At 64.7% G+C, this 26,153-nt stretch carries 19 protein-coding genes and 3 pseudogenes; 9 read left to right on the top strand and 13 right to left on the bottom strand.

The annotated features are described in order from the left end of the window. Positions 1 to 72: 72 nt before the first annotated feature. Positions 73 to 609: a superoxide dismutase family protein gene (locus GJ698_RS22470; protein ID WP_229260123.1), complete on the bottom strand. Its 537-nt coding sequence runs from the start codon at positions 607 to 609 to the stop codon at positions 73 to 75. Positions 610 to 780: 171 nt separating this feature from the next. Here GJ698_RS22470 and pulA point away from each other — a divergent pair, with 171 nt between their 5' ends. The 3 genes from pulA (at position 781) to GJ698_RS22455 (ending at position 6,949) form a co-directional block, all read left to right on the top strand. After that, positions 781 to 3,918 (top strand): pullulanase-type alpha-1,6-glucosidase, encoded by a 3,138-nt coding sequence (gene pulA / locus GJ698_RS22465; RefSeq protein ID WP_154360099.1) that lies wholly within the window; start codon positions 781 to 783, stop codon positions 3,916 to 3,918. A gap of 75 nt (positions 3,919 to 3,993) precedes the next feature. Then, on the top strand, positions 3,994 to 4,284 hold the full coding sequence (locus GJ698_RS22460) for a PsiF family protein (protein ID WP_154360098.1): 291 nt from the start codon (positions 3,994 to 3,996) through the stop codon (positions 4,282 to 4,284). A 214-nt stretch (positions 4,285 to 4,498) separates the two neighbouring features. Further along, positions 4,499 to 6,949: a chemotaxis protein CheW gene (locus GJ698_RS22455; protein WP_229260122.1), complete on the top strand. Its 2,451-nt coding sequence runs from the start codon at positions 4,499 to 4,501 to the stop codon at positions 6,947 to 6,949. 7 nt (positions 6,950 to 6,956) lie between these two features. On the opposite strand, the gene GJ698_RS22450 is transcribed toward GJ698_RS22455, so the two are convergent. Next, positions 6,957 to 8,186: an MFS transporter gene (locus GJ698_RS22450; RefSeq protein ID WP_371865419.1), complete on the bottom strand. Its 1,230-nt coding sequence runs from the start codon at positions 8,184 to 8,186 to the stop codon at positions 6,957 to 6,959. A gap of 205 nt (positions 8,187 to 8,391) precedes the next feature. On the opposite strand from GJ698_RS22450, the gene GJ698_RS22445 reads away from it, so the two are divergent. From GJ698_RS22445 to GJ698_RS31505, 4 genes and pseudogenes are all read left to right on the top strand, one after another. After that, positions 8,392 to 9,033: a head GIN domain-containing protein gene (locus GJ698_RS22445; RefSeq protein WP_154360095.1), complete on the top strand. Its 642-nt coding sequence runs from the start codon at positions 8,392 to 8,394 to the stop codon at positions 9,031 to 9,033. A gap of 90 nt (positions 9,034 to 9,123) precedes the next feature. Further along, positions 9,124 to 11,388, top strand: coding sequence for a putative bifunctional diguanylate cyclase/phosphodiesterase (locus tag GJ698_RS22440; protein WP_371865416.1), 2,265 nt, complete (start codon positions 9,124 to 9,126; stop codon positions 11,386 to 11,388). Positions 11,389 to 11,413: 25 nt separating this feature from the next. Beyond that, positions 11,414 to 11,920: pseudogene (locus GJ698_RS31510) on the top strand (MCP four helix bundle domain-containing protein); the annotation flags it as partial. Positions 11,921 to 12,046: 126 nt separating this feature from the next. Continuing rightward, positions 12,047 to 12,913, top strand: a pseudogene (locus GJ698_RS31505) (methyl-accepting chemotaxis protein); the annotation flags it as partial. Here GJ698_RS31505 and GJ698_RS22430 read toward each other — a convergent pair. Beyond that, the gene (locus GJ698_RS22430) at positions 12,914 to 13,783 is read right to left on the bottom strand and encodes a head GIN domain-containing protein (protein WP_154360092.1); all 870 of its coding nucleotides are present in this window, start codon (positions 13,781 to 13,783) and stop codon (positions 12,914 to 12,916) included. Between the two features lie 129 nt (positions 13,784 to 13,912). Here GJ698_RS22430 and GJ698_RS22425 point away from each other — a divergent pair, with 129 nt between their 5' ends. Beyond that, the gene (locus tag GJ698_RS22425; RefSeq protein WP_154360091.1) at positions 13,913 to 14,263 is read left to right on the top strand and encodes a nucleotide pyrophosphohydrolase; all 351 of its coding nucleotides are present in this window, start codon (positions 13,913 to 13,915) and stop codon (positions 14,261 to 14,263) included. A gap of 15 nt (positions 14,264 to 14,278) precedes the next feature. Here GJ698_RS22425 and aroD read toward each other — a convergent pair whose 3' ends face one another. Genes aroD through GJ698_RS22395 form a run of 6 tightly spaced genes read right to left on the bottom strand, consistent with a single transcriptional unit; the run spans position 14,279 to position 21,350 of the window. Then, positions 14,279 to 15,187 (bottom strand): type I 3-dehydroquinate dehydratase, encoded by a 909-nt coding sequence (gene aroD, locus GJ698_RS22420; RefSeq protein WP_208023865.1) that lies wholly within the window; start codon positions 15,185 to 15,187, stop codon positions 14,279 to 14,281. Positions 15,188 to 15,223: 36 nt separating this feature from the next. Beyond that, complete coding sequence (locus GJ698_RS22415) at positions 15,224 to 18,058, bottom strand: carbohydrate porin (protein ID WP_154360090.1); 2,835 nt, start codon at positions 18,056 to 18,058, stop codon at positions 15,224 to 15,226. A 16-nt stretch (positions 18,059 to 18,074) separates the two neighbouring features. Next, positions 18,075 to 18,521, bottom strand: coding sequence for a PNPOx family protein (locus GJ698_RS22410; RefSeq protein WP_154360089.1), 447 nt, complete (start codon positions 18,519 to 18,521; stop codon positions 18,075 to 18,077). Between the two features lie 16 nt (positions 18,522 to 18,537). Continuing rightward, a complete protein-coding gene (locus GJ698_RS22405; protein ID WP_154360088.1) occupies positions 18,538 to 19,254 on the bottom strand; it encodes a DUF554 domain-containing protein in 717 nt (238 codons plus the stop codon). Beyond that, positions 19,251 to 19,850 carry a UbiX family flavin prenyltransferase gene (locus tag GJ698_RS22400; protein WP_154360087.1) on the bottom strand — a complete coding sequence of 200 codons (600 nt, stop codon included), beginning with the start codon at positions 19,848 to 19,850 and terminating at the stop codon, positions 19,251 to 19,253. The genes GJ698_RS22405 and GJ698_RS22400 overlap by 4 nt, the downstream gene beginning before the upstream one ends. A 12-nt stretch (positions 19,851 to 19,862) precedes the next feature. Continuing rightward, on the bottom strand, positions 19,863 to 21,350 hold the full coding sequence (locus GJ698_RS22395; protein ID WP_154360086.1) for a UbiD family decarboxylase: 1,488 nt from the start codon (positions 21,348 to 21,350) through the stop codon (positions 19,863 to 19,865). Positions 21,351 to 21,543: 193 nt separating this feature from the next. Here GJ698_RS22395 and GJ698_RS22390 point away from each other — a divergent pair, with 193 nt between their 5' ends. After that, a complete protein-coding gene (locus tag GJ698_RS22390; protein ID WP_154360085.1) occupies positions 21,544 to 22,437 on the top strand; it encodes a LysR family transcriptional regulator in 894 nt (297 codons plus the stop codon). On the opposite strand, the gene GJ698_RS22385 is transcribed toward GJ698_RS22390, so the two are convergent. The 4 genes and pseudogenes from GJ698_RS22385 to GJ698_RS30540 all read right to left on the bottom strand — a co-directional run. Beyond that, positions 22,394 to 23,275, bottom strand: a complete 882-nt coding sequence (locus tag GJ698_RS22385) for a CE1 family esterase (protein ID WP_154360084.1) — start codon at positions 23,273 to 23,275, stop codon at positions 22,394 to 22,396. The genes GJ698_RS22390 and GJ698_RS22385 overlap by 44 nt on opposite strands. Positions 23,276 to 23,365: 90 nt before the next feature. Next, positions 23,366 to 23,671 carry a hypothetical protein gene (locus tag GJ698_RS22380; RefSeq protein ID WP_154360083.1) on the bottom strand — a complete coding sequence of 102 codons (306 nt, stop codon included), beginning with the start codon at positions 23,669 to 23,671 and terminating at the stop codon, positions 23,366 to 23,368. 58 nt (positions 23,672 to 23,729) lie between these two features. Then, positions 23,730 to 25,616 carry a DUF3857 domain-containing transglutaminase family protein gene (locus GJ698_RS22375; RefSeq protein ID WP_154360082.1) on the bottom strand — a complete coding sequence of 629 codons (1,887 nt, stop codon included), beginning with the start codon at positions 25,614 to 25,616 and terminating at the stop codon, positions 23,730 to 23,732. 79 nt (positions 25,617 to 25,695) lie between these two features. Next, positions 25,696 to 26,153 (bottom strand): annotated as a pseudogene (locus GJ698_RS30540) (hypothetical protein); the annotation flags it as partial.

Raw genomic sequence — 26,153 nt, 5'->3', positions numbered from 1 at the left:
GCCAGGGCGACGCCGGGTTTGCCCCGTACAGACTGAAGATAGAGGCGTTCGATGCGTCCGTTCAAGACCGGCTTATTTGCCGGCCACCACCACGCCGCAAGCGAGACGCTTGCCGGAGTTGCCGGTTGGCTGGGTGACGAAATCGTCCGCATCGGCGTGCACGATGACGCCGCGGCCGATGATGTTGCCCGGCGCGCCGGCGTCCAGCGAAATCTGGCTGGTCGGCACGCTCAGGTGCAGCGAGGCCTTGCCGCTGGCGTCGGCGGTGATGTTGCCGAAGTCGCCGCCGTGATGCGCCGCCGAGTCCGGCGCGCCGTGCTGGTGGCTGCCCGGATTGAAGTGACCGCCGGCGCTGGTGCCGTCCGGCGCGCTGCAATCGCCTTTCTCATGCAGGTGGAAGCCGTGCACGCCCGGCGTCAGGCCGGCGATGTCGGCGTCGATCTGCAACTGGCCATCCTGCTGCTTGAAGCGTACCGAACCGGTGGTGGTGCTGCCCACGGTCGGTTTCAGTTCCACTTCGGCGGTGGTGGGAGCGGCTTGCGCCAGGCCGGCGGCGGCCAGTGCCAGGCTCAGCGTCATCAGGCGGGCGGTCGAGGAAATACGCATCATCAGGGTCTCCGTAAAGATGGTCGAAAAGGCTATTGTGCATCGCTTGTGCCAGACGCGCCACACTCGATACAAATATTTATCATTCGCACATTTTTGAAGTAGTAATATTACAAACCCATCCAGTCCACAGACGATTGGAGGCAAAAACCCACTACAACAACGGAGACAAGCATGAAACTTAGCTGTAGTTTAGTTTCACAGCTGAAACGCACCCTGATCCTGGGCACGTTCGGCACCCTGGCCGCCTGCGGCGGCGGCAACGACACCGCCAGCACCACGTCCACCGCGCAAATCATGGCTGCCCGCACCGTCCAGGGCGGCGCCATGGCGGCGTCCGCCGCAGCCACCCCGGTCGCGGCCGGCGCCATCCGCATGCACTACCACCGCGCGCAGAACGACACGGCCCAGTGGGGCGTCTACTCGTGGGACGGCCCGGTCACGCCAAGCTCGGCCTGGATCACCGACCGCTTCATGATGACCCAGAGCGACAGCTTCGGCGGTTACGTCGACATCCCGGTCAACACCGCCAAATCGGCGATCTGGTTCCTGGTCACCGACGGCAGCGGCAACAAGAATTGCGGCAGCGACCAGTCGGCCGCCTTCAACAGCAACATCGCCACCGCCGGCCAGGAAGTCTGGATGCTGGAAGGCGACTGCACTGTCTACGCCAGCCAGCCGGCCGTCAGCTACGGCAACCTGAACAGCGCGAGCGCGCACTGGCTGAACGCCGCCACGCTGGCCTGGCCCGGCGCGCCCGTCACCGGCGCCAGCTACAAGCTGTACTACGCCGCCAACGGCGGCCTTGGTTCCAACGCCGATGGCGTCACCGGCGCCGACGGCAGCATCGCGCTGACCAGCGCCAGCGCCCTGCCCTCGGCGCTGCAGCAGAAGTATCCGCACCTGGCCGGCGCCACCGCGCTGACCATGTCGCCGGCCGACGCCGCCACCGTCGCGGCCAAGGCCAGCAACCAGTTCGCCATCGCCCAATTCGATGCGACGGGCAAGCTAGTGCTGGTGACGTCGTTGCAGGTCAGCGGCATGCTGGACAGCGTGTTTGCCGGCGCCGCCGCCAACACCACGCTCGGCGTCAGCTTCGAGCGCAACGGCGCACCGACCTTCCGCGTATGGGCGCCGACCGCCAAATCGGTCAGCCTCAACCTGTACCCGGATGCCAGCAGCGCCAGCACCGTCACGCGCGCGATGACCAGGAACGCCGCCAGCGGCGTCTGGAGCTACACCGCGCCGGATGCCAGCTGGGTCAACCGCTACTACTACACCTACAACGTGCAGGTGCTGTCGCGCTGGGCCGGCAACACGGTGGTCAGCAACACCGTCACCGATCCCTACTCGTTCAGCCTGAACGCCAACAGCCAGCGCAGCTTTGTCGCCAACCTCGACAGCCGCGCACTGAAGCCGGACGGCTGGGACCACCACCGCGTGCCGCGCCTCGACTACCCGACCGACATCGCACTGTACGAACTGCACATCCGCGACTTCAGCATCAGCGACGCCACGGTGCCGGCCGCGCACCGCGGCAAATACCTGGCCTTTACGGACGAGCGCTCGAACGGCATGCGCCACCTGCGCGACATGCAGCAGGCCGGACTGACCCACGTGCACCTGCTGCCGACCTTCGACATCGCCAGCATCAACGAAACCGGCTGCACCACGCCGACCGTGCCGAACGCCGCGCCGAACGCGCCCGACCAGCAGGCGGCGGTGGAAGCCACGCGCGGCACCGACTGCTTCAACTGGGGCTACGATCCGGTGCACTACACGGCGCCCGAAGGCAGCTACTCGTCCAACGCCAACGACGGCGCGGTGCGCGTGCGCGAATTCCGCGCCATGGTGCAGGGCCTGCATGAGCAGGGCCTGCGGGTGGTGATGGACGTGGTCTACAACCACACCAGCGCCTCGCAGCAAAGCCCGCTGTCGATCCTGGACAAGATCGTGCCGACCTATTACTACCGTTTGAACGCCGGCGGCGGCATCACCAACGACAGCTGCTGCGCCGACACCGCCGCCGAGAACGCGATGATGGCCAAGCTGATGATCGATTCCACCAGCACCTGGGCGCGCGACTACCAGGTCGACGGCTTCCGCTTCGACATCATGGGCTTCACGCCGCTGGCGGTGATGAAGCAGCTGCAAACCGCCGTCAACAAGGCGGCCGAGCGCGACATCTACCTGTACGGCGAAGCGTGGAACTTCGGCACCGTCGGCAACGACGCCCGCTTCGTGCAGGCGCGCCAGGCGAATATGTACGGCAGCGGCATCGGCTCCTTCAACGACCGCATCCGCGACACCATGCGCGGCGGCGGCTGCTGCGACACCGGCGATGCGCTGATCGCGCAGCAAGGCCTGGTCAACGGCGTCTACAGCGATCCGAACGCGCAGTCGACCCAGACCAAGGATGACCTGCTGCGCCTGGGCGACCTGGCCAAGGTGGCGCTGTCCGGCACGCTGCGCGACTACAGCTTCACCGACCGCACCGGCGTGGTACGCAAGAACTCGGAGATCGACTACTTCGGCCAGCAGGCGGGCTTCGCGGCGCAGCCGTCGGAGACCATCAACTACATCGAAGCGCACGATAACCAGACGCTGTTCGACATCAACGCCTTGCGCCTGCCGCAGACCACCAGCCTGGCCGACCGCGTGCGCGCGCAAAACCTGGGCGCCGCGTTCACCGTGCTGTCGCAGGGCGTGCCCTTCCTGCACGCGGGTCAGGAAATCCTGCGCTCGAAATCGCTGGACCGCGACAGCTACGATTCGGGCGACTGGTTCAACAAGCTCGATTACAGCTACCAGTCGAACAACTTCGGCGTCGGCCTGCCGCTGGCGGCGGTCAACCAGGCCAGCTGGCCGCTGATGTCGCCGGTGCTGGCCAATCCGCTGATCAAGCCGGACACCAGCGCCATCATCAGCGCCCGCAACACCATGAACGACCTGCTGGCGATCCGCCAGGACAGCAGCCTGTTCCGCCTGCGCACGGCCAAGGATGTGGCCGAGCGCCTGCGCTTCCACAACACCGGCCCGGCGCAGGTGCCCGGCGTGATCGTCATGAGCATCGACGGCCAGCATCCGCGCCGTTATGACGACGCCAGATACAAGTCGGTGGTCACGCTGTTCAACGTCACCAAAACGGCGCAGACCGTCACGGTGCCGGAACTGGCCGGCCGCCAGCTGAAGGTGCACAAGGTACAGCGCAAATCCAGCAGCGACACGCTGGCGCGCACCGCCACCTACAACAACGCCAGCGGCACCTTCACCATTCCGCCACGCACGACGGTGGTGTTTGTGGACGACTAGCACAGCCATTTGGACATTGCGGTGGAATGTCAGTATAGTCACTCGTACCACCACGTTTCACTTGCGAGGACTTCGATGAAAAAACTGTTGATAGCCGGCTTGATCCTGTCGCTCAGCGGCGCAGTGTATGCGGCCGAACCGACCGCCCAGCAAAACAAGATGAAAACCTGTAATGCGGACGCCGCCGGCAAAAAAGGCGATGAGCGCAAGGCTTTCATGAAGGAGTGCCTGAGCGCCAAGCCGGCCGCCGCGCCGGAACCCAAGCTGACCCAGCAAGAGAAAATGAAAAAATGTAACGCCGACGCCAGCGGCAAGAAAGGCGACGAGCGCAAAGCCTTCATGAAGGAATGCCTCAGCAACAAGTAAGCCGACCCGGCCGACGCAATCGCCACGCACGCCATCCCCCGCGGATGGCGTTTTTTATTGGCATTGATTATTGCCTTGGCACATTAATTGCTTAAACGTTAAATTTTAACTGACGAGCGTAATGACCACTTACCAAGTAGCCAACGCTGGCATATTTCTACCCCACATGCCCGACGTTGCCCGATGCGAACTCTCGCTGCGGGAATTGAACCAGATGTGGCGGCTTATCGAGTCGTCCGCCAAGATGAACTGCCCGGCCGAAGCACGCCTGCTGCTGCCCGCCATGGTGGCCACCCGCACCGGATTTGCGCACCTGGAACAGGCCCTGGTGGCCAATCTGGTGCAGGAGAAAGTACGCAATGTGCTGGCCGAACTGGGCACCCAGGCGCGCTATGCGATCGACATCCTGGTGCGCAACCTGTTCGAGCGCACCGCCGATGTCGGCTTCCTCGCCACCGATGCCGACCTGTGCCGCTTTGTCGCTTCCGGCGGCGATGACGAGGGCGATGTGCACAACGCCCGCCAGCGCCTGTCCGACTACCGCGACAAATACACCGTCTACGACGAAATCCTGCTGCTGGACCTGGAAGGCCGCGTGCTGGTGCAGGCCGATCCGGCCACGCCGGTGACGCATAGCCGCGACCCGCTGCTGCTGCAGACGCTGGACGCCGCCGGCTACGTCGAAACCTTCCGCGCCACCGACCTGCGTCCCGGCAAATCGCGGGCGCTGGTCTATTCGCACCGCATGCTGCATCCGGACACCGGCGAGCCGGCCGGCGTGCTGTGCCTGTGCTTCAACTTCGACCAGGAGATGGACGCCATCTTCGCCGCCTACCGCGACCCGTCGCACCGCGCCAACATGCTGCTGCTCGACGCCCAGGACCACGTGATCAGCAGCGCCGATCCGCTGTGGATACCGGCCGGCGTGCGCGTACCGACCAACGCCGACGGCGAACCGCAGCTGCTGATGTTCGGCGGCCGCGAATACCTGGTGCGCACCTTCAGCTCGGACGGCTACCAGGGCTATCCCGGCCCGGCCGGCTGGAAGGCGCAGCTGATGATCCCGATCGACCTGGCGTTCCGCACCAGCGGCGACCAGTCGCTGGCCGACGTCGAGCCGTCGCTGATGCAGGGGCTGCTGTCGCACGCCCAGGCCTTCAGCCCGTCGCTGCACGAGCTGATGAGTTCCGTCACCCGCACCACCCGCACCATCGAACGCATCGTCTGGAACGGCAAGGTCACCAGCGCCGCCAACGACCAGATCGGCGCCGACGGCAGCCATTCGGGCGGCATCAACAAGCTGAATACGGTGCTGGACCAGATCACCGAAACGGGCGAGCGCAGCGACGCGCTGTTCTCGCAGTCGATCCAGGATCTCTACCAGACGGTGCTGGCGTCCAGCATCAGCGAGGCGGAGCTGACCTCGCAGCTGCTGGTCGACATGCTGGACCGTAACCTGTACGAGCGCGCCAACGACTGCCGCTGGTGGGCCCTGTCGGCGCAGCTGCGGCGCGGCCTGGCGCAACCGTCCGACGCCCAGACCAAGGCCATCGCCGACGTGCTGGCCTACATCAACAGCCTGTACACCGTGTATGCGCGGCTGTTCGTCTACGACCGCGGCGGCCGCATCATCGCCAGCACCGGCGGCGACGAAATCGTCGGCCAGTACATCAGCGGCGACACGCTGAGCCGCGTGGCCGCGCTGCGCAGCGAGCTGGATCACTATCCGGAAAGCTTCGGCCCGTCGGCCTTCTACGGCGGCGAAGCCACCTATATCTACCACGCCGCCATCCGCCACCCGGAGCAGACCGGCAGCGTGGTGGGCGGCATCGGCATCGTGTTCGACTCCAAGCCGGAGCTGCTCAACATGCTCAACAGCGGCGTCGCCGGCCGCGCCAGCATGCGCGCCTACTTCGTCACGCCGGAAGGCCGCGTGCTGTCCAGCACCGACGCCGCCTGCGCGCCGGGCGACGTGCTGCACCTGGACACCGGCTTGCTGGCCCAGGCCGACGCCGGCAACGGCGCCAGCGTGTCGCGCATCATGCAGCACGACGGCCAGTACGTGATCGCCGCCTGTACCCGCAGCGCCGGCTACCGCGAATTCCGCGCGGTGGAAGGCGTCGAGCAGCCGGTCATCGCCGTGCTGCTGCAAGCCTTCGGCCCGGTGCGCAACGAGCTGCCGGCGCGCACCGCCGTACGCATCGAGCGCCTGCGCGACACCGGCCCGGACTTCGCCATCTTCTACGCCGGCCGCACGCTGATGGCACTGCGCGCGGCGCAGATCCAGGAGGCGGTGCCGTTCGCCAAGGTGCAGCGCACCACCAGCGGCGGCCACCCTGCCCGTCTGGGCATGCTGGACGTGCCGCTGGCCGGCGGCAAGAAGCACTTCGTGTGGGTGTTCGACCTGGCGCTGCTGGCCACCGGCAAGCCGGGCGCGGTCACCGAGAACAGCCAGGTGATGCTGGTGCACCTGGGCCAGAGCGTGATCGGCCTGCTGGTGGACGACCTGCATTCGGTGCAGCAGTTCGACACGGCCGACATGACCGATTCGCCGTTGAGCACCGGCGAATCGGCATTGGCGCCGCGCCTGATCAAGGCCAACCAGGGCAACCTGCTGATCGAGGAAATCGATATCGAGCGGCTGTTCGCGCGCCTGCGCGGATAAGGCGCCGTCAGGCGGCGTCGGCGGCGTGCAGCTGCTGGCGCTCCTGGCGGCGGTACAGCATCAGCGTGGCGAACAGGCCGCAGACGGCGGCCAGCGTCATCCACCAGCCCGGCGCGCTCTTGTCGCCGCTGTACTCGATCAATCCCGTGGCGATGGCCGGCGTGAAGCCGCCGAACAGCGCCGTCGCCAGGCTGTAGGCCAGCGAGAAGCCGACCGTACGCACGTCGGCCGGCATCACCTCGGTCAGCGCCACCACCATCGCGCCGTTGTAGCTGGCGTACAGGAAGGACAGCCACAGTTCCACCTCCAGCATGCGGCCGAAGCTGGGCGACTGCACCAGCCAGTGCAGCGCCGGATACGCGGTCAGGATGGTCAGCACGGTAAAGCACAGCAGCAGCGGCCGGCGGCCCACGCGGTCCGACACCGCGCCCATCACCGGCAGCCAGATGAAGTTGGAAATGCCGATCAGCGCCGTCACCACCAGCGCATCGGTGCTGCTCAGGTGCAGCACGCTCTTGCCGAAGGTCGGCGTGTAGACGGTGATCAGGTAGAACGACACGGTGGTCATGGACACCAGCATCATGCCGCAGATGACCAGGCCCCAGTTGTTCAGCATCGAGCGGAAGATTTCATGCAGCTCCGGGCGGTGCTTGCGGGCCTGGAATTCGGCGGTCTCCTGCAGCGAGCGGCGGATGACGAACAGCACCGGCACGATCATGCAGCCGACGAAGAATGGAATGCGCCAGCCCCAGGCGGCGATTTCGGCCGGCGCCAGCCACTGGTTCAGCGCGAAGCCCAGCGCGGCGGCCACCACCACCGCCACCTGCTGGCTGGCCGACTGCCAGCTGACGTAAAAGCCCTTGTGGCCCGGCGTCGCCATCTCCGACAGGTAGACCGACACGCCGCCCAGTTCCACGCCGGCCGAAAAGCCCTGCAACAGGCGGCCGGTCAGCACCAGCGCCGGCGCCAGGTAGCCGATGGTGGCGTAGCCCGGCACGCAGGCGATCAGCAAGGTGCCCATGGCCATCAGCGCCAGCGTCACGATCAGGCCCTTGCGGCGGCCGACGCGGTCGACATAGGCGCCCAGCAGGATGGCCCCCAGCGGCCGCATCAGGAAGCCGGCGCCGAAGGTCATGAAGGTCAGCATCAGCGAGGCCAGTTCGTCGCCGGAGGGGAAAAACGCGGCGGCAATGGCGTTGGCGTAGAAGCCGAACAGGAAGAAGTCGAACATCTCCATGAAATTGCCGCTGACGACACGGATCACGGTGCTGAATTGGCTGGCCACATTTACCTCGCGCGCAAAAGGCTCACTATAGTGGAAACAGTCGCGACTCAACAACACAGCCCCCGTTTTTTGCAGTTCGTCACAAAACTGTCGGCAGCGGCAGGCAAGTTCAGTAAAATCAAGATGTCGAATTTATTAACGTTACCGAGGAATTATCATGCGCCGTACCGCTGCCGCCGTCCTGATCCCCGCCCTGTTTGCCCTGAGCGCCCTGAGTCCGAATGTGCAGGCGGCCGAGTCCACCCGCACGCTGCCATCGTTCATCGCCATCAACGCCAAGGGCGCCTTCGCCATGACGGTGGAAGTGGGCAAGGCGCAGTCGGTGCTGGTCAGCGGCGAAGACCGGTTCGTGTCCAACCTGAAGACCGAAGTGGTCGACAATGAACTGCAGATCACGCTGCCGGACAAGAGCTTCAAGTCGAACAAGGGCGACCCGCGCATCACCATCACGGTGCCGTCGCTGAGCCGGGTGAAGGTGGAAGGCGCCGGCGAAACCATCGTCAACAAGGTCAACACCGACCGCCTGGACATCAGCTACCTGGGCGCCGGCCACCTGGAAGCCAACGGCAAGGTCAAGTACCTGCGCCTGAACGCCAAGGGTGTGGGCGAAGTCGACACCCAGAAGCTGCAGGCGGAACGCGTGGACGTCAATTTCGAAGGCGTCGGCAACGTCAGCGTGTACGCCACCGACCTGCTGAACGCGGTCGCCAAGGGCATCGGCGGGCTGACCTACTACGGCCATCCGAAAACGGTGAACAAGTCGGTGTCCGGTATCGGCAACGTCAAGGCCGGAGACTAATTGCCTAACTAATTGCCACAGTGACACAAGGTGCGAATGCGGGTAACATCAGCAGCACAACAACCGCAACGCACCCCTGGAGGCACCCCTGTGGCTGTGGCCAACGACATTGCGCACTGGCGCGCGCAGATCTTTGCGAAACTGCTGCTGGTCGTGTTCGTGCTCGGGCTGTTCACCGCCGTGCCCAGCGCCCTGCTGGCCGCCAGCGAGGGCATGTGGTCGATCGCCGTGGTCGATATCGTGGCGCTGGTCTGGATCGGCGTCATCTGGCGCTGGCGCAGCATGCCCTACACCGCGCGCGTCGTCAATTTCATCAGCGTGGCCTTCCTGGTCGGCATTGCGCTGCTGCTCAAGGTGGGACCGGTCAGCCAGATCTACCTGATGGCGGTGCCGGTGCTGGCGGCGCTGCTGCTGGGCCTGCGCCCGGCGCTGTGGACGCTGCTGCTGGCCGGCCTGAGCGTGATGGTGCTGGGCTTTGAGGACAACGCCAACCTGCACCTGGAAGGCCTGCCCGACTACGGCTTTCTGAAGGCCGCCATCATCTCCCTCAACTTCAGCTTCATCACGGCGGTGCTGACCCTGTCGTGCGCGGTGCTGCTGCGGCACCTGGAGCGCTCGTTCGACAAGCTGTCCGACCTCAACGCCGAACTGCGCCTGACCTCCGCCGCCGTCGCGCGCCTGAACGACATGGTGCTGATCGCCCAGGTGGACAAGGACGCGGCCCAGCACATCATCTTCGTCAACGAGGCCTTCGAACGCCACACCGGCTACCGGCGCGACGAAGTGGTGGGCCGCGACCTGCGCCTGCTGCGCGGCCCGGACACCGATCCCGGCGTGGTGGACGACATCGAACGCGCCATGGCCAACAGCGAAACCGTGCGCGCCGAGCTGCTGAACTACACCAAGGCCGGCCAGCCCTACTGGGTCGAGACGGAACTGGTGCCGTTCACCGACGAAGGCGGCATCAACACCCACTGGGTGGCGGTGGAGCGCGACATCACCGAGCGCCGCAAATCGCAGGACGACATCCACCGCCTGGCCTTCTTCGACGTGCTGACCGGCCTGCCCAACCGCCGCCTGCTGATGGACCGCATCGACAAGCTGCTGGCCAGCTCCGAGCGCGGCGCCACCTACAGCGCGGTGATGTTCATCGACCTCGACCGCTTCAAGACCATCAACGACGCGCGCGGCCACGCCATCGGCGACGCCCTGCTGTGCAACGCCGCCGGCCGCCTGAGCAAGTTGATGCGCAAGGCCGACACCGTGGCGCGCATCGGCGGCGATGAATTCGTGGTGCTGCTGGGCCACCTGTCGCACGAGCTGCAAGGCGCCACCCACGCGGCGCTGACGGTGGCGGAAAAAATCCGCAGCGCCATCGGCCAGGATTTCGAGATCGAAGGCCAGACCTACAATTCCACCGCCAGCATCGGCGTCACCATGCTGCCCCGCTTGGGCCAACCCGGCCAGACCGCGCAAGACCTGCTGCGCGAAGCCGACACCGCCATGTACCGCGCCAAGTCGGAAGGCCGCAACGGCATCGCCTTCTTCGAGGCGGCGATGCAGGCCGAAGTCGAACACCGCCTGACCCTGGAGCGCGACCTGGCCGCCGCCCTGGCCAACGACGAACTGCAGATGCACGTGCAGGCGCAGGTCGACCGCAGCGGCCGCGCGGTGGGCGGCGAGCTGCTGATGCGCTGGCCGCAGGCCGACGGCTCGATGATCGCGCCGGGCGTGTTCATCCCGGTGGCCGAGGAATCGGGCCTGATCGTCGAACTGGGCGCCTGGGCGCTGCGCCAGGCCTGCGCCGCGGTGCTGCAACTGCAGGCGGCCGGACTGGCGATGCCGCTGTCGGTCAACGTCAGCCCGACGCAGTTCCGCCAGGCCGACTTCGTGGCGCAGGTGCAGCAGGCGCTGGCCGACAGCGGCGCGCCGGCCTCGCTGCTGGTGCTGGAAGTGACCGAAGGCCTGTTGATCGACAAGATGGACGACACCATCGCCCGCATGCACCAGCTGACCGCCATGGGCCTGCGCTTCTCCATCGACGATTTCGGCACCGGTTATTCCAGCATGGCGTATCTTAAGAAGATGCCGCTGTATGAATTGAAGATCGACCGCAGCTTTATCATGGACACGCCGGAAGACCTCAGCAGCAAGGCGCTGGTGCAGTCGATCCTGGCGATGGCCGGCCATCTCGGGCTGCGCGTGGTGGCCGAGGGCGTGGAGACGCAGGCGCAGGCCGACTTCCTGATCGCCCACGACTGCGCCTGCATGCAGGGCTACCTGTACGCGCGGCCGATGCCGCTGGCGGCACTGATAGAACGGTTACACAACAACACGGCAGTGGCAGCCGCATAGCCACCAACACACAGCGGGAGGTGCAATGAAACTGAGCGTCGCACAAAAAATGGGGCTGCTGGCCGGCGCCGCCCTGGCGGGCATCGTGCTGCTGGCGGGACTGAGCCAGTACCAGATGGAAGAAGTCTACGATGCCGCCAACTACTCCACCGTCAACACGGTGCCCAGCCTGGTGGTGATCGACAAGCTGCGCGACAGCTTCCTGCGCATGCGCATCCGCGTCAACCAGCACGTGCTCAACACCGACGAGAAGAAGTTCGCGGAGCTGGACAACAGCGTCACCGACATGCGCAAGCTGGTCGACGACAGCATGAAGAAATACGAGCCGCTGCTGGCCGACGACAAGGACAAGGCCATTCTCGACAAGGAGAAGGCGTCCTGGGCCAAGGTGCAGCCGCAGATCGAGGCGGTGCTGGCCGAATCGCGCAGCAACCACAACGACAAGGCGCGCATCGCGCTGGAGGCGGCGCGGCCGGAAATCCAGGTGATGCAGGCGCTGCTCGACGAGCACTTCGACTATAACGTCGGGCTGGGGCAGCAAGGCGCCGACCACGCGGTGGCCGCCAAGAAGGCTGCGGTGCGCAACGCCATCATCATCGCCGTCTGCACGCTGGTGGTGGTGGCCCTGATCAGCGCCGTCATCACGCGTGCGCTGCTCAAGCAGCTGGGCGGCGAGCCGGATTACGCGGCCGACATCGTCAACCGCGTGGCCCACGGCGACCTGACGGTGACGGTGCGGATCAAGCCGGGCGACACCACCAGCCTGCTGGCGGCGATGCACAGCATGGTCGGCAACCTGTCGCGCGTGGTGGGCGAAGTCAACGACGGCGCCGAGGCACTGGCCAGCGCCTCGGAGGAAGTCAGCGCCACGGCGCAATCGCTGTCGCAGGGCGCCAGCGAGCAGGCGGCGGCGGCGGAGGAATCCAGCGCCGCCATCGAACAGATGTCGGCCTCGATTGCGCAGAACACCGAGAACGCCAAGGTCACCGACGGCATGGCCGGCAAGGCGGCGCAGGAAGCGGGCGAAGGCGGCGAGGCGGTGCGCTCCACCGTGACGGCGATGCGCGAGATCGCCAAGAAGATCGGCATCATCGACGATATCGCCTACCAGACCAACCTGCTGGCGCTGAACGCGGCGATCGAGGCGGCGCGCGCCGGCGAGCATGGCAAGGGCTTTGCCGTGGTGGCGGCAGAGGTGCGCAAGCTGGCGGAGCGCAGCCAGGTGGCGGCGCAGGAGATCGAACAGGTGGCCTCGGGCAGCGTCAACCTGGCCGAGAAAGCCGGCGCCCTGCTCGACACCATGCTGCCGAATATCAAGCGCACCTCGGACCTGGTGCAGGAAATTACGGCGGCGTCGGAAGAACAGTCGGCCGGCGCCGGCCAGATCAATTCCGCCATGAGCCAGCTTAGCCAGACCACCCAGATGAACGCCTCCAGCTCCGAACAGCTGGCCGCCACCGCCGAAGAGATGAGCGGTCAGGCCGAGCAGTTGCAGAGCTCGATGGCGTTCTTCAAGGTGCGCTGATTACTGGACGATGGTAACGCGCTTGCCGCTGACGTTGCGCTGCGCCGGATTGCCGTAGACCGTGACGCTGCCGGAGCCGTTGGCGTTGGCCACCACCGACTGCGTGACGGCGGCGGCGATGCTGCCGGAGCCGTTGCTGCTCAGTTCCGCGCGTTCGCTGGTCATGCCGGCCAGGTCGGCGCTGCCGGAGCCGTTCAGGCGCACCGTCATGTTGCGCACGTTGCCGCTGGCGTTGGCGCCGCCGGAGCCGCGCAGTTCCAGGTTCAGCGTGTCGCCGTTGACGCGGCCCAGGTCCAGCCGGCCGGAACCGTTCAGCTGGGCCACGGTGTTGCCGCTGTTCAGACCGGAAGCGTTCAAGCCGCCGGAGCCGTTCAGGCGTGCGTCGAGACGGTCGACGTTGCCGCTGACGCGCACCGAGCGCGAACCGTTCAGCGACAGGTCCAGCGGGCCGCCGCTCAAGCCGGTCACCGTCAATTGGCCCGAACCATTGGCCGACAGGTGGCGCAGCGTCGGCGTGGTGAACACCACCTTCAGCGGATTGCTGGTGCGGATATTGCCGTCGATCGAAATGCGCAGCGTGCCGCCGCTGGCGTCGGTGCGGACCAGCGGCAGGATGTTGCTGTCGCCCTCCACCTGGAGCGCGGCGGCTTCGCCGACCCGCACTTCCACCTGCATCGGACCATTGATGTCGATGCCGTCCAGCCGGGCGACCTGGCGGTTTTCGACCACGATATGGCCGTCGCCCTGCACCGCGGTGCCACTGAACGACGATTTGTACTGAACACTGCCATCGCCGTTGTCCGGCACCACGATAACGGCGCAGCCGGCGAGGATGGAAAGGGCGGCGAGAGCGATGATGGTACGGCGCATGATGGGGTGTCCTGGAGTTGGTAAAGTGTTGCCACTATAGCCAGCGCCCTGCCCGTTCGCCCGGGCGATGCGACAAACGGTCGAAAAAGGGGGATGAAACGCACAAACGGCGGTGCTACCATAGCGGCCATGACTACCGCCCCGCACTCCGACCTGCAAGACCTGCGCGACCGCACGCGCCAATTCGCCCAAGCCCGTGACTGGGAGCAGTTCCACACGCCCAAGAACCTGGCCATGGCGCTGTCGGTGGAAGTGGCCGAACTGGCCGAACACTTCCAGTGGCTGCCAACCGGCGCCGCCGCCGAGCTGGACGACGCCAGGCGCGCCGCCATCCGCCACGAGCTGGCCGACGTGCTGCTCTACCTGGTGCAGCTGGCCGACAAGATGCAAGTCGACCTGCACGCCGCCGCTGTCGACAAGATGGTGCTGAACGCCATCAAGTACCCGGCCGACCCGGTGCGCAGCGACCTCCGCAAATAGGACGCCTGGCAGGCGTTACTTGTTGCCGTCAATCGCGGCATGCACCGTGTTGAGCACCTGGCGCAACTGGCCGACGTCGACCTGGCCCGGCGCGGACGGCGTGCCGATCATGCCGAATGTCAGGTCGCTGCCGAAGGCTTCGCCGGACAGGCGGGTGACCGCGCCCAGGCCGCCCATGGACATCGTCAGTTGCGGCTTGTCCGAGTAGCTGGCGCGCATCTGTTCGGTGGCGTCCATCAGGCGCAGCACATCGGCGGGATTCTTCGGCATGACCGCGATCTTGAGCACGTCCGCGCCCAGCGCATCCTGGCGGCGCAGACGGGTGATGATCTCGGCGGTCGCCGGCGTGGCATGGAAATCATGGCTCGATATGACCACCTTGATGCCCTTGGCATGTGACTGCGCCACCAGCGCGCTCACCACCTCCGGCGCGCGAAACATTTCAAGGTCCAGCAGATCGATGAAACCGGCCGGTATCAGCGCGGCATACAGCTTGCCGTAGTCGGCGTCGCTGATTTCCTTGCTGCCGCCTTCCGCCTTGGTGCGAAAAGTGACGATCATCGGCTTGCCCTGGGCGGCCACGGCGACCTGCTTGCCCAGCGCCGCGATGCGTGCCGGGTCGGTGGCGAAGTCCAGGTAATCGAGACGGAACTCGATCAGGTCGGCGTTCGGATTGGCGCCGATGACCTGCGCCTGCTGCAAGACCTGCTCGGCGTTGGCGCCGGTGGTCGGCACGATGGTCTTGGGCGCGCCCTGGCCGATGGCGACGCCGCGCACGCTGAAGAAGGCGGCATGGCGCACCGAGACAGGCGCGGCCGCCGCACTGGTGGCCGGCGCGGCGGCGCTGGCGTGAGGAAGGCTGGCGGCCATCAGCGGCAAGGCAAGCAGGAGCGGTGCGGCGAAACGGCGGGAGTGGTTGTTCATAGGGTATCTCCGGATAAGAAGGGTTGATTGGGCTGGTCAGAACGTGATCTTGGCTTGCACGCCCATGGCCACCACGTTGTCGGTATTTTTGTAGCGGAAGGCGCCTGGCTTGGTGATGTACTGGAAGTCAGGGCGTACCGACAGCCATGGATTCACCTGGAAGGTATAAGCCACTTCCCACAGCGCTTCCGCCTGGTTGAGCTGCCAGTCAGGATCGGTGATCAGGCCGGCCGCCTGGTCCAGCAGCTGTTTCTGCAGCAGGTTGCGGTTGATCGAGGCGCGCACATATCCCAGCGCCACGCGATCCTGCGGACGGCTGTTCAGCAAGCCCTGGTAGACCAGGCCGGCCGAACCCCAGCGATGCATCACTGCGGTCTGCTGCGACTGCTCGGTGTACTGCGCAAACAGGCTGAGGCCGCCGTTGACGGCGTTGTTGGTGATTTTCTGGTCGATCATCACGTAGCCGCCTTCGCGATGACGCGCGGTTTCGCTGCTGCGGCTGCCGACCATCCTGGCGTCCGACGTGTCGTAGTAATAGCCGATCTTGTAGTGGCCCGGGTAGTTGCCATGGTCAGCCGTGCCCGGAGCCCATTCCGCTTCCACCGGATACAGGTGGCCGGTGGTGCCGGCTTCGTTCAGGCTCCAGCGGTTTTTTTCCAGGTTGTAGTTGGTGTTGACCAGCACCATGCCGCCGCGCACCGTGATTTCCGGCGTGGGATGCACGGTGAGATGGGTGGCCCAGCGCGGACGCGGGTAGTTGGTCCAGCCGGCGCTGGTCGACAGCGAGATCGGATGCGCGCACAGGGCGGCATTGACGAAGTTGGTCATGATCTGGTTCAGACCGAAGTCATTGCCCATGACATAGAAACCGGCCTTCCAGTTGAGCTTTTTGCCGAGGAAGTTCTGGTCGTAGCTCAGCTCGGTCAGGCGGGTGAACTGGTCGCTATAGATTTCCTGTACCGGCATGTAGTTGTTGCCCGCCAGTTCATCCGACGTACTGCGGCCACGGCGGTCGTTAATGGTCAGGTGAAAGCGCGCATCGCCCCAGTTGTCGCTGAGCTTGCCCATGTCCAGATCGACGCCGACCTGGGTCTGGAAGGCATTGCGCGCGCTGCGCCGGATGCCGCCGTCTACCACGCCCATGGCCTCGGTGATGAAGCCGCCGCGAAAGGTGACGCCTTGCGCCGCCCACTCGCTGCGTTTGCCGTTCCAGTCGCCGGTCATGGTCTTGCCGGTGTACAGATCCGGCGCCGCCTGCGCTACGGGAACGACGGCCACCGGCGCCTTGGCTGCTGCGGCGCCGGAGGACAGCGGCAACGGCAATGGCAGGCTCAGCGGCGAGGTGGCGCCATCGGCGCTGGTCACCGTCGCGGTGACGTTGGCGGTGATGGCCGCATCGGCCGAACTCAACTGGTAAATGAAGCTGGCGTGACCATGCGCATCCACCGGCACCTGGATATAGCCCAGATAGCGCTCGGCTTCCGTCATGCCCGGCTTGCTGTTGGCGAACAATTCCACCCGGTAGACCGTGTTGGCCGTGCCATCGAATTCGCCGCGCACGCCGATGCCGCCCTGGCTGCCGGCCAGCGTCGCCAGCAGTTTCGGCGCGCGCTGGCCATGGTTGGGACTCGGTTCGCAACCGGCCACCTGCCCATCCAGCGCGCAGATGGTTTCCAGCTTGGACGGATCGCTTTCGACACCGCCGCCGCGATTGCCGATGAAGCGGCCATGCTCCAGCCCCGGCACGTCGAACACGATCGCGCCCTTCAGTTCGGGCAGGCAGGAGCCGCCCGCGTAGCAGCGCAGGATGTCCTTGCCGTTGTCGATCATGACATTGGCGCTGATGGTGTTGATGGCCGGTCCGGTGACGCGGTTGCGACCCGGTGACGCGTCGGCGCCCGGTTCGGCTTGCGGACGCACCGACACGGCCACGCGGTTGCCGATCATGGTGTTGCCATCGACGATGTTGCCGCTGCCGCTCAGCGTGACGGCCGAGGAGATGCCGGTAAAGGTATTGCCGGAGATATAGTTGCGGTTGCCCCAGTTCAGTTGTACGCCGTCCGACAGGTTCTCCCAGTAATTGTGGACCACCACGTTGTCGTTGCCCCACAGGATTTCCAGACCCTGCGAAGGTTCCTCGTTGTCCTTGTCGTTGCTGGTGACGAAGTTGTCGGCAATCAGATTGAAGGCGGCGCCGCGCGTCATCTCCATGGCGTCGCCATTGTTGACGAAGCGGTTGCGCAGGATCTTGTTGTGCACCGTGGTGGTGGCGGTCGAGTTGCCCTTGCCGTCGTCGCCGGTGACCATGATGCCGGCTCCGCCCTTGTTGCCGACGATGCGGTTGTCGTGGATCAGGTTGCCGCTGGCACGGTTGACCAGGACGCCGATGCAGAAGTTGCTGATCTCAAGGCCGTGGATTTCCACCGCTTCCGTATCGCGCAGGATCAGGCCCGGCTTGGTGGTGGTGCGCACGTTGGTGCCGTACTGTCCCGGCACCGCGCCGGGACAGGCACGGGTGCCGGGGCCGACCACGTAGGCCGAACCGTCGATGGCGACATACGTACCGTTGCGCACCCAGTCGACGTTTTCAATCACCACCGGTCCCTTGATCGGCGGCAGTTCGCGGGTGGGCTTGATCACATACGGGCCGGGGCCGATCGCGCTCAGTTCGATGCGGTAGTGGCCGGGATTGGCGTTATTGCGCTCCAGGACGGCGCGCAGGGTGCCCTCGCCGCCGTCATCGGCGTAGGAAGTCACCTTCAGCACGGTTTGCGGGCCGCGCGGCAGCGCCGTGCCGGCCAGGGTCTGGGCGAACGCGGGGGATGCCAGCAGTGCAAGTGCCAGCAATGGAGTGGGACGGGGGATGCGCATTGTGTATTCCTTTTTATTATTGATGGTCCGGCTCGTGCCGGCTCCACAGGGTCTTGGCGCCAAAGGTGACGCGGTTGTCTGTGAACTTCAGGTGCAGCAGGCGGATCTCCCAGACCGGCGCGGTCATGCCGCGCGCCTGTGGAAACCGCCGGTAGTAAAGATCCAGCGCGGCCGCTGCGTCGGCCGGCAGATCCAGGCGCCGGGCAACGCCGGCGTATTGCAGTCCGTGGATCTGCGTGAGGTCGCTGAACTGGTCGCTGACGCAGCCCGCCACATGCGGATTCCTGGACAGCATGGCGCCGTGGCGGGTGTCCGGCGAGCCCAGGAAAAGCAGCCGCCCTCCTTCCTCATCCAGGGCGTAGAAGGCATTCGACGACCAGGGCAGGTCTTCGCAACTCACAGCCAGCGACAGCACGCTGTGGCCGTGCAGGAACTGGGTCAGGAGCGTGGGCAGGTTCGGCATGGTGGCGGCTCCCGGCTCAGAAGAAGTGCGTCCACAAGGCCGAGATCGGCATGGCCAGCACCAGGGCGGGCAGCATATTCGCCACCGGGAAGACCTTGATGCCGCAGATGCGGAAGCCGGTCGCCAGCATCAGCAGTCCGCCCACCGCCGAGAAATCGGCGATCATCGCCGGCGTCGTCAGCGGCAGGATCAGCGTCGCGCCGAAAGCCAGACCGAGCTGTATCGCCAGCTGCGGCACGGCGATGGTGGCCACCGCATAGCCGAGCGTGGTGGCAAAGATCGCCGCCGTGAACAGGTCGAGGAAGGACTTGGCGATCAGGATCGTGGCGTCGCCGGTCATGCCCTCGGTCATCGAACCGAAGATGCCGGTGCCGCTGGCGCAGAACAGCACCAGGATGGCGACGAACTTCTCCAGGAATTCTTCCTGCGACAGGCCACCGGCCTTGGCCGGCACCACCTTCTCGACCAGCGCGCGGGCAAAACCGCCGACCTTGCCGATGCCGCGCTCCAGGTACACCAGCTCGCCGATCAGGGCGCCGAGGATGCCCGCCAACACCATCACCGGCATATGCGCGGCGCGGTTGATCAGGATCACCGCCATCGCCATCGAGGCGGCGCCGAAGGTCAGCGGCATCGCTGCGCGCAGGCGCTCCGGCATGCGCTGCGCCATCGCGGCGCCGGCCAGACCGCCAAGCAGGATGGCCGAACCGTTGATGTAGGGTCCGATAATCATGCTTGCGCTCCTTCGGCCAGCGTGGCCGCCAGGGTTTCGCCCCAGCGCGGCAACGAGGGATGATCGAGGCCGAGCAGGCCGATGGCGCGCGCGGCGCTGTGGCTGATCATCTCGTCGATGGTCTGCGGGCCGGCATACAGCGACGGCACCGGCGGAAAGACGATGGCACCGTACTCCGTCACCGTGGCCATGTTGCGGATGTGGCCCAGGTGCAGCGGCGTCTCGCGCACCATCAGCACCAGCCGGCGGCGCTCCTTCAACACCACGTCGGCGGCGCGCGTCAGCAGGTTGTCGGTGATGCCGCTGGCGATGGCGCCCAGGGTACGCATCGAGCACGGCGCAACGATCATCCCCATGGTCTGGAACGAACCGCTGGCGATGGCCGCCCCCACCGCGCCGGTGGGATAGACCACATCGGCCAGGCTCTCGACCTCCTGCCGGTTGAACGCGGTTTCATGCTGGCGGGTGAGGCCGGCCGCCTTCGACATCACCAGATGCGTTTCGACATCCATCTCCCGCAGGAGCTGGAGCGCCTTGACGCCGTACTGGAAGCCGGTGGCACCGCTGATGCCGACGATGATGCGCCGTTTGCTCATGGTGGTTCTCCCTTAAACGAAGTCAGGCAGGAAGCGCTTGACGTCCACTTCCAGGAATTTCGAGCGCTCGAAATGGCTCTTCAGGTGGAACGGCACGGTGCAATCGAAAATGGTCTTGCACGAGGTGCCGGGCTGCAGGATCGACGGGCTGAATTCCGGGATCTGCGACGGGTCGAGCGGATGGCAGCGCACGCCCGGGATGAAGACGGTGCTGACATCGCCCTGGTAGCGGGTCTGCATGGCCCACAGCACATCGTTGGTATCAAAAATATCGACATCTTCATCCACCAGAATGACGTGCTTGAGTTCCGAGAACGCCGCGAACGCCAGCAAGGCGGCCTGACGCTGGCGGCCTTCGTCGGCAGGGCTGGATTTTTTGAATTGCAGCACCGCGAGATACTTGCCGCCGCCGGAGCTGTGGGCGTAGACGTTGAGCAGCTTGCCCGGCATGGCGCGTTCCACCATGCCAAGAATGCTGGCTTCGGTCGGAATGCCGGCCATGCTGACGTGCTCTTCGCTCGGGCCGATGCAGGTTTGCAGGATAGGATTTTTACGGTGCGTGACGGCCTTGACCTTGATCACTGGAATGGCGGCCTTGGCTTCGCCGGTGTAGCCGGGGAATTCGGGCATGGCCTTGCCGGTATTGGTGTTCTGGTCTTCGCGCACGCGCACGTCGGGCAGCAGTTCGCCTTCGATCACGATTTCGGCGTGGGCGATCGCCCGCTCATTGATGGTCTTGCACTTGGTCAGCTTGACCGCTTCGCCGCGAATCGCGCCGGCGATGCTCAGTTCATCGAAGCCCAGCGGCGTGGTGGGCGGTTCGAAGCAGGCGGCGATTTCGATGGCGGGATCGACGCCGATGCTGATCGAAATCGGCAGCGGTTTGCCGGCCGCTTCGGCCTTGATGCGGAAGGCGTCCAGATGGCGGCCAGGGACGAAGTACATGGAAATTTCGTCTTTGCTCTGCACGCACAGGCGGTGGATGGTGACGTCGGATTCGCCGGTTTCAGGATCGGAGGCGTAGCACATGCCCAGCGTGAAGTAGGGGCCGGCGTCTTCTTCGGTATTGGTCGGCGCCGGCAGCAGCGTGCGGATATCGAAGTCCGGGTCGGACGCCAGGTGCACGACTTCCTGGCAGGCGGCCGGACCGTTGTCGACCACTGGGGAAATCGGATTATTGGCCGCATCAAGCAGCAGGCTGCCCAGCTTTTCAGGACGGCAGTTGAGCAGATGGCCGACGCGTTCGCGCGACGCCAGCAGGCCGATCGCCACGCGGAAGTTATCGTAGCCCTTGACCGTGTTGAACATCATGGCCGGACCGACGCGGGTAGGACGCATGCAGGTGCCGCCTGCGCCGACGTAGCGATAGACGCCGGACAGTTCCGCGTGCGGGTTGACTTCGACGTCGGTGGAAACCAGCTGGTTCGGGAGGGTTTTGAGTAGTTCCAGGGCCGAACGCAGATCGTGAACGCGCACGGATTTATTTTCAGTGACAGACATAATCATCCTTTATGGTTTGCTAAATGGCGAACCATTGTCTGGCACTGAATAAAAATAATAAATGACTGTTTTGGTATCTGCTTAGATCAGATTGGTATCACCTGCCTAATACGGTAAAAATTGACACAGATCAAGGAATTGCCCCATCTATGCAAGTTAACATTAGCCGTTGGTGTATTCAGCAGGAGCTGGCATGGACTTGAAGCGGTTAAAATATTTTTGTGCTGTGATTGAGCATGGAGGAATAAACAAAGCGGCTCATATTTTAAATATCGCACAACCGCCGCTCAGTAAGCGCATTCAGGAACTGGAAGAAGAACTTGGAATATCGCTATTCCATAGAAATGACCGCAAGCTGGAACCGACCGTCGCCGGGCTGTATTTATTCGAAAGGGCCTGTTTCATACTGCAGGAGATAGGTGAAGCGGTGAAGAATGCGCAATCCATTGCGACAGCGCATCCAAGACAGGTGAAAATCGGCATGACCCACCTGTTTCAAAAGTTTTTCAACAGCCTGATTGTCGAAATCATCAACAGGAATAATGGTATTGAATTCGGCGTCTCCATCGCTGATTCCAGCCAACTGGAACAGCAGCTGCAAAAAGGGGAAATTGATATCGCCCTGGTTCAACGTCCGAATTTAAATGATAACTACGCATCCGTGCCGCTGGCGTCCATCGGAATGGTTGCGCAAATCGGCGCCGGCATCGACATACCGAAAGATAAAAAGAATATCTCCCTGGCGGAATTAAGTAAGCATCCGCTGATTTTAATAAAAAGGAATGCGGGAAAAGGCTCGTACGAGGCGTTGCAGGAACAATTTAAAAACCTGGGCGTCACGCCCAATATCATCATGGGTATTTCGCAGCCAGCCAGCATCGTCTCGCTGATTGATTCCGGCGTATGCGCAGTGAGCATCCTGCCGAAGACAGAGATCGACGCCAGGGAACTGAAAACCAGCACCATCATGGACATCACCGATGCGCAGGATGTCTTTTTCCCTGCCGCCGTCATGCTCAAAAAATCCTCCCCCATCGACGAAGTCATGAAGGTGATTTTCGACATTTACCCGGCGAGAGAACACTGAGCCGCTTATCGCGGAAAAATTCCCAGGCCGCTTCGGCGGTTTCCAGATCGGCGTTTTGCAAACCGGTCAGCCAGTTGATGAAGCGCGGATAGCGCTTCAGGCGGCTCGGTTCCGCGTGGCCGGCGCCGTCGATGCGGTACAAGCCGACCTGCATGCCATCCGGCGCCGTGCCCCACATGTAACGCGTAACGCTGCTTGAGATCTGTACCACGTCTGGCGTATCCGGCAGGCCGGCCAGCTCGCGCCAGGCGTGGACGGTATCTTCGATGCTGCGCACCGGTTCGGCGAAACCGAACGCGTACCATGGCTTGCCGCCGTGGTAGCGGATCAGCGGATCGGCGGTACAGCCGAAGATGAGCGCAGGCAGCGGCGTCGTGGGTTCTTTGGTGCGACCCGGCGGCTGCATCCCCGCCAGCACGACCGAGAACGCTGCCAGACGATGCGGCAGTTCGGTGGCGACCGCATAGGCCATCCAGCCGCCGCGCGACACCCCCATCAGATACACGCGTGCGGGATCGACGTCGTGGTTGGCGATGGCATGCCCGATCAGCGCGCCGATGAAGCCAACGTCGTCTTTTCTGTCCACGCGCTCAGCCGAGGCGAAACAGTCGCTCCAGCCGCCCTTGCCGGCATCCGGCGCGATGACAACGAGCTGCTCGCGCGCTGCGATGTCCAGCCACACGGATAATGGCGACGGCGGAAACGCCTGTCCCAGCACCTGCTCTGCCGAAGCGCCGGCGCCGTGCAACAACACGATCAGCGCACGTCCACCAGGCGATGCGCCGGGCGGCGCGGAAACCAGGTAGCGGCGCATTCCTTCCGGGCGGTCCAGCGTCATGCTGGCGGTGTCTTGAGCTTTTGGCCGAATTTGTTCAATCCCCACGCAACAGCCACGCCAGGGCGCACAGCAACCAGCCGCATATTTTTTTCATGACGCCGGCGCCGACATCCGGTACAGCGTTTCGCTGTACGGCAGGCGTGCGACGATGCGCGCCTTGCCGGCGACAACGCCCAGCGTGACGCGGCGGCACAGGCCGTTGACCATGCCGGCCTCGCGCTGGCAAATGCCATCCGGGCTGTCGAGGAACTCCGTCTTGCTCAGGCGCGGAAAGACCAGGATCATGCCGTCGGTGGTGGCGGCCATTGGCGGCACCACGAAAATCGTCATCTGGGTGTAGACACCGATACACACAGCAGCCAGCGCCACCACCGAAATAACTGCCCGTTTCCCCATGTCGCCATCCGCAGAATAGTTGATGCCGACATGGTAGTGCATTCCCTGAACAGCAATACTATCTGATTGTCACCGGCATGCCCATTTCCGGCACCTGCAGGATGAACTGGCTGCGCAGGTCGCGCACCATTTTCTTGATGTCGGCCTGCATCGCCGCATAGTCTTCCGGCGTGCAGACCTTGGTGCCGGCCTTGCCGCTCTTGAAGCTGCGGCCGATCAGCAGCTTGCCGTCCACCTGCCTGAACTCGGCGCGATACTGGAAGTACGGACTGGCGATATGCACGTCCGGCGGCACCGCCAGCAGCGCGGCGCGCTGCGGAAATTCGTAGGTCGCCTCTTCCTCGTAGTCGTTTTCCGGACAGACGAAAGGCTGCGTGCGCGTCGCCTCGTTGGTCAGGCCGAACACCTGCTGCGCCAGGCCGACATACAGGCTGGACGAAGTCGGCACGCCGACGGTGCCCGGCAGGTAAACCCAGTTCTCGCCCTGCCCGCGCAGGCGGTAGCTATAGCCCTGGCCGGCCGTCTTGTCGTCCAGGTCGCCCAGCAGCACATCGCCGCTGCCCTTGACGCCGGAGCTTTTCAGCAGCGACTCGACAAAGCGCTGCCGGTCCTCCTTGCGCCAGTTGCGATGTTCGTAGCGCACTTCCTCTTCCCACCAGCCCAGCTGGTCGCGCGTGAAATCGAACCTGGCCGAGCCGTCCTCGGCGATCTGGACGGTGTAGCGGTTTTTGATCTTGCCCAACTGCGTCACCGGTGTGTGGCCCAGCTTGCCGCTGCGGGTCAGGATCACCGTCTTGTCCAGATCCCACACCGGCAGGTAGCCGGCGCTGATGTTCTCCGCCGTCGAGTCCAGGTACAAATCCAGGCTCGGAATGTAGTTGATGGCGTGGTTGAACTGGCCCAGGCTGGCCACCGGAGCCAGCTTGTACGAGTTGCCGGCGTTGATCAGCACCGGCGTGCTGTCGATGCCGACCGCGCGCAGCAGCGCTTCCATCAGCGTCACGTGATCCTTGCAGTCGCCGTAGCGGTTGTCCAGCACCGCTTCGGCGTTGTGCGGCTCCAGGCCGCCGTTGCCGATGTAGACGGCGACGTAACGGATGTTCTTGCGCACCCAGTTGTCGATCGCCAGCGCCTGTTGGCGCGGATCGCTCAGGCCCTGCGTCAGCTCGCGCGCCTTGGCGCTGATGCGGGCGGTCGGCGTGGCGGCGACCGCGGCGGCGCGGTCGTAGGCCAGGCCGACTTCGGCGAAGTTGTTGAAGGTCGAAACGAACAGGTGGCGGCCATAGTCGGCATAGGCGACGGTGCCGTACTCGATGCGCGGATTGTCGGCCTGCTGGTAATCCCAGCGGTAGACGGTGCGGCCGTCATGCTGCGCCGGCGCGCTGGGTTTGAAGCCGGGATCGTCGGCGCGTAGCGTCATGTCGGACGGCAGGTCGTAGATCAGCGTCATCTGCGTGGTCGGACGGAACAGCGGGTAGGTGGCGTCGGTGAACTGGCCGGGAAACATGGCGGTGCGGCGGATGCGGCGGATCTTCGAATACAGCTTGTCGCCCACGGCGACGTCGGGATAGATCACCGACTTGATCTGCATGTCCTGGAACATCGGCGCGCCGCTGTAGGCGGGTTCCTGCTGCAGCTTGATCTGGTCCGGCTGCACCTGGATGCGGCGGCCGTCCGGCTTTTCGGTATACGCTTCGACGACTTCGATGTCTTCCAGCGTGCGGTTGAAATGAAACTGGCGCTGCGCCTGCACGCCCACGGCGCGCTGTTCGTTCAGCAGCACCAGGACTTCATGGTCCACCGTATAGCTGCCGTCGCGCTGGACCACGAAGACCTGCATGTCCTTCAGCGTGGTCGCCGACGAGTCGGTGCCGTCATCGGCGGCAAAGGCTGGCGTGGACAGCAGCGTGGCAGCGCACAACGCCGCGAGGAATTTCATTTTCATGGCAGACACAGGAAGATGCGGGAACACGCATTCTTGATAGCCTTTGCATTTTAGTCAAGTTACCGCCAAGTAAGCTTGGCTAGAAGCGCTGCGGGCAGCTCGACATGGTGGGCTGGCCAAAGCTGCCGCGCCCGCCCTTGGCGGCGGCGTTCTCGGACATGCTGGCTTTATCGGGATAGAACAGGCAGTACTCGCCGAAGGCCGTGATGACCTTGTAGATGCGCCTGGGATCGTTGGGAGCGCTGAACAGCTCGATGCGCGCGGCCTCGAACCATTTGGGGCCGACTGCCGCGTGGGCGGCCGCGATGCCCTTCGACAGGCGCGCGCCGGTCGAGTCGGACGGCGGCGCCGAGGTCAGGGCCTGGCGCTGCTCGGTGCGTAGCTGGCGGTCGATGGCGCCGACTGCCTTCAATGCTTGCTGTACCACGTCGGCAGGTGGCGCGGCCGGCGCCTCGGCCGTCAGCGCCTCCAGGCCGGGCGCCGGTTCCGCAGGCGCTGCTTCGGCAGCGGCCGGCCTTGAGGCGCTGACGGCCGAGG

This window comes from Duganella aquatilis, from assembly GCF_009674565.1.
GTDB lineage: Bacteria > Pseudomonadota > Gammaproteobacteria > Burkholderiales > Burkholderiaceae_D > Rugamonas > Rugamonas aquatilis.
This window is presented reverse-complemented; position numbering and strand designations above follow the sequence as displayed.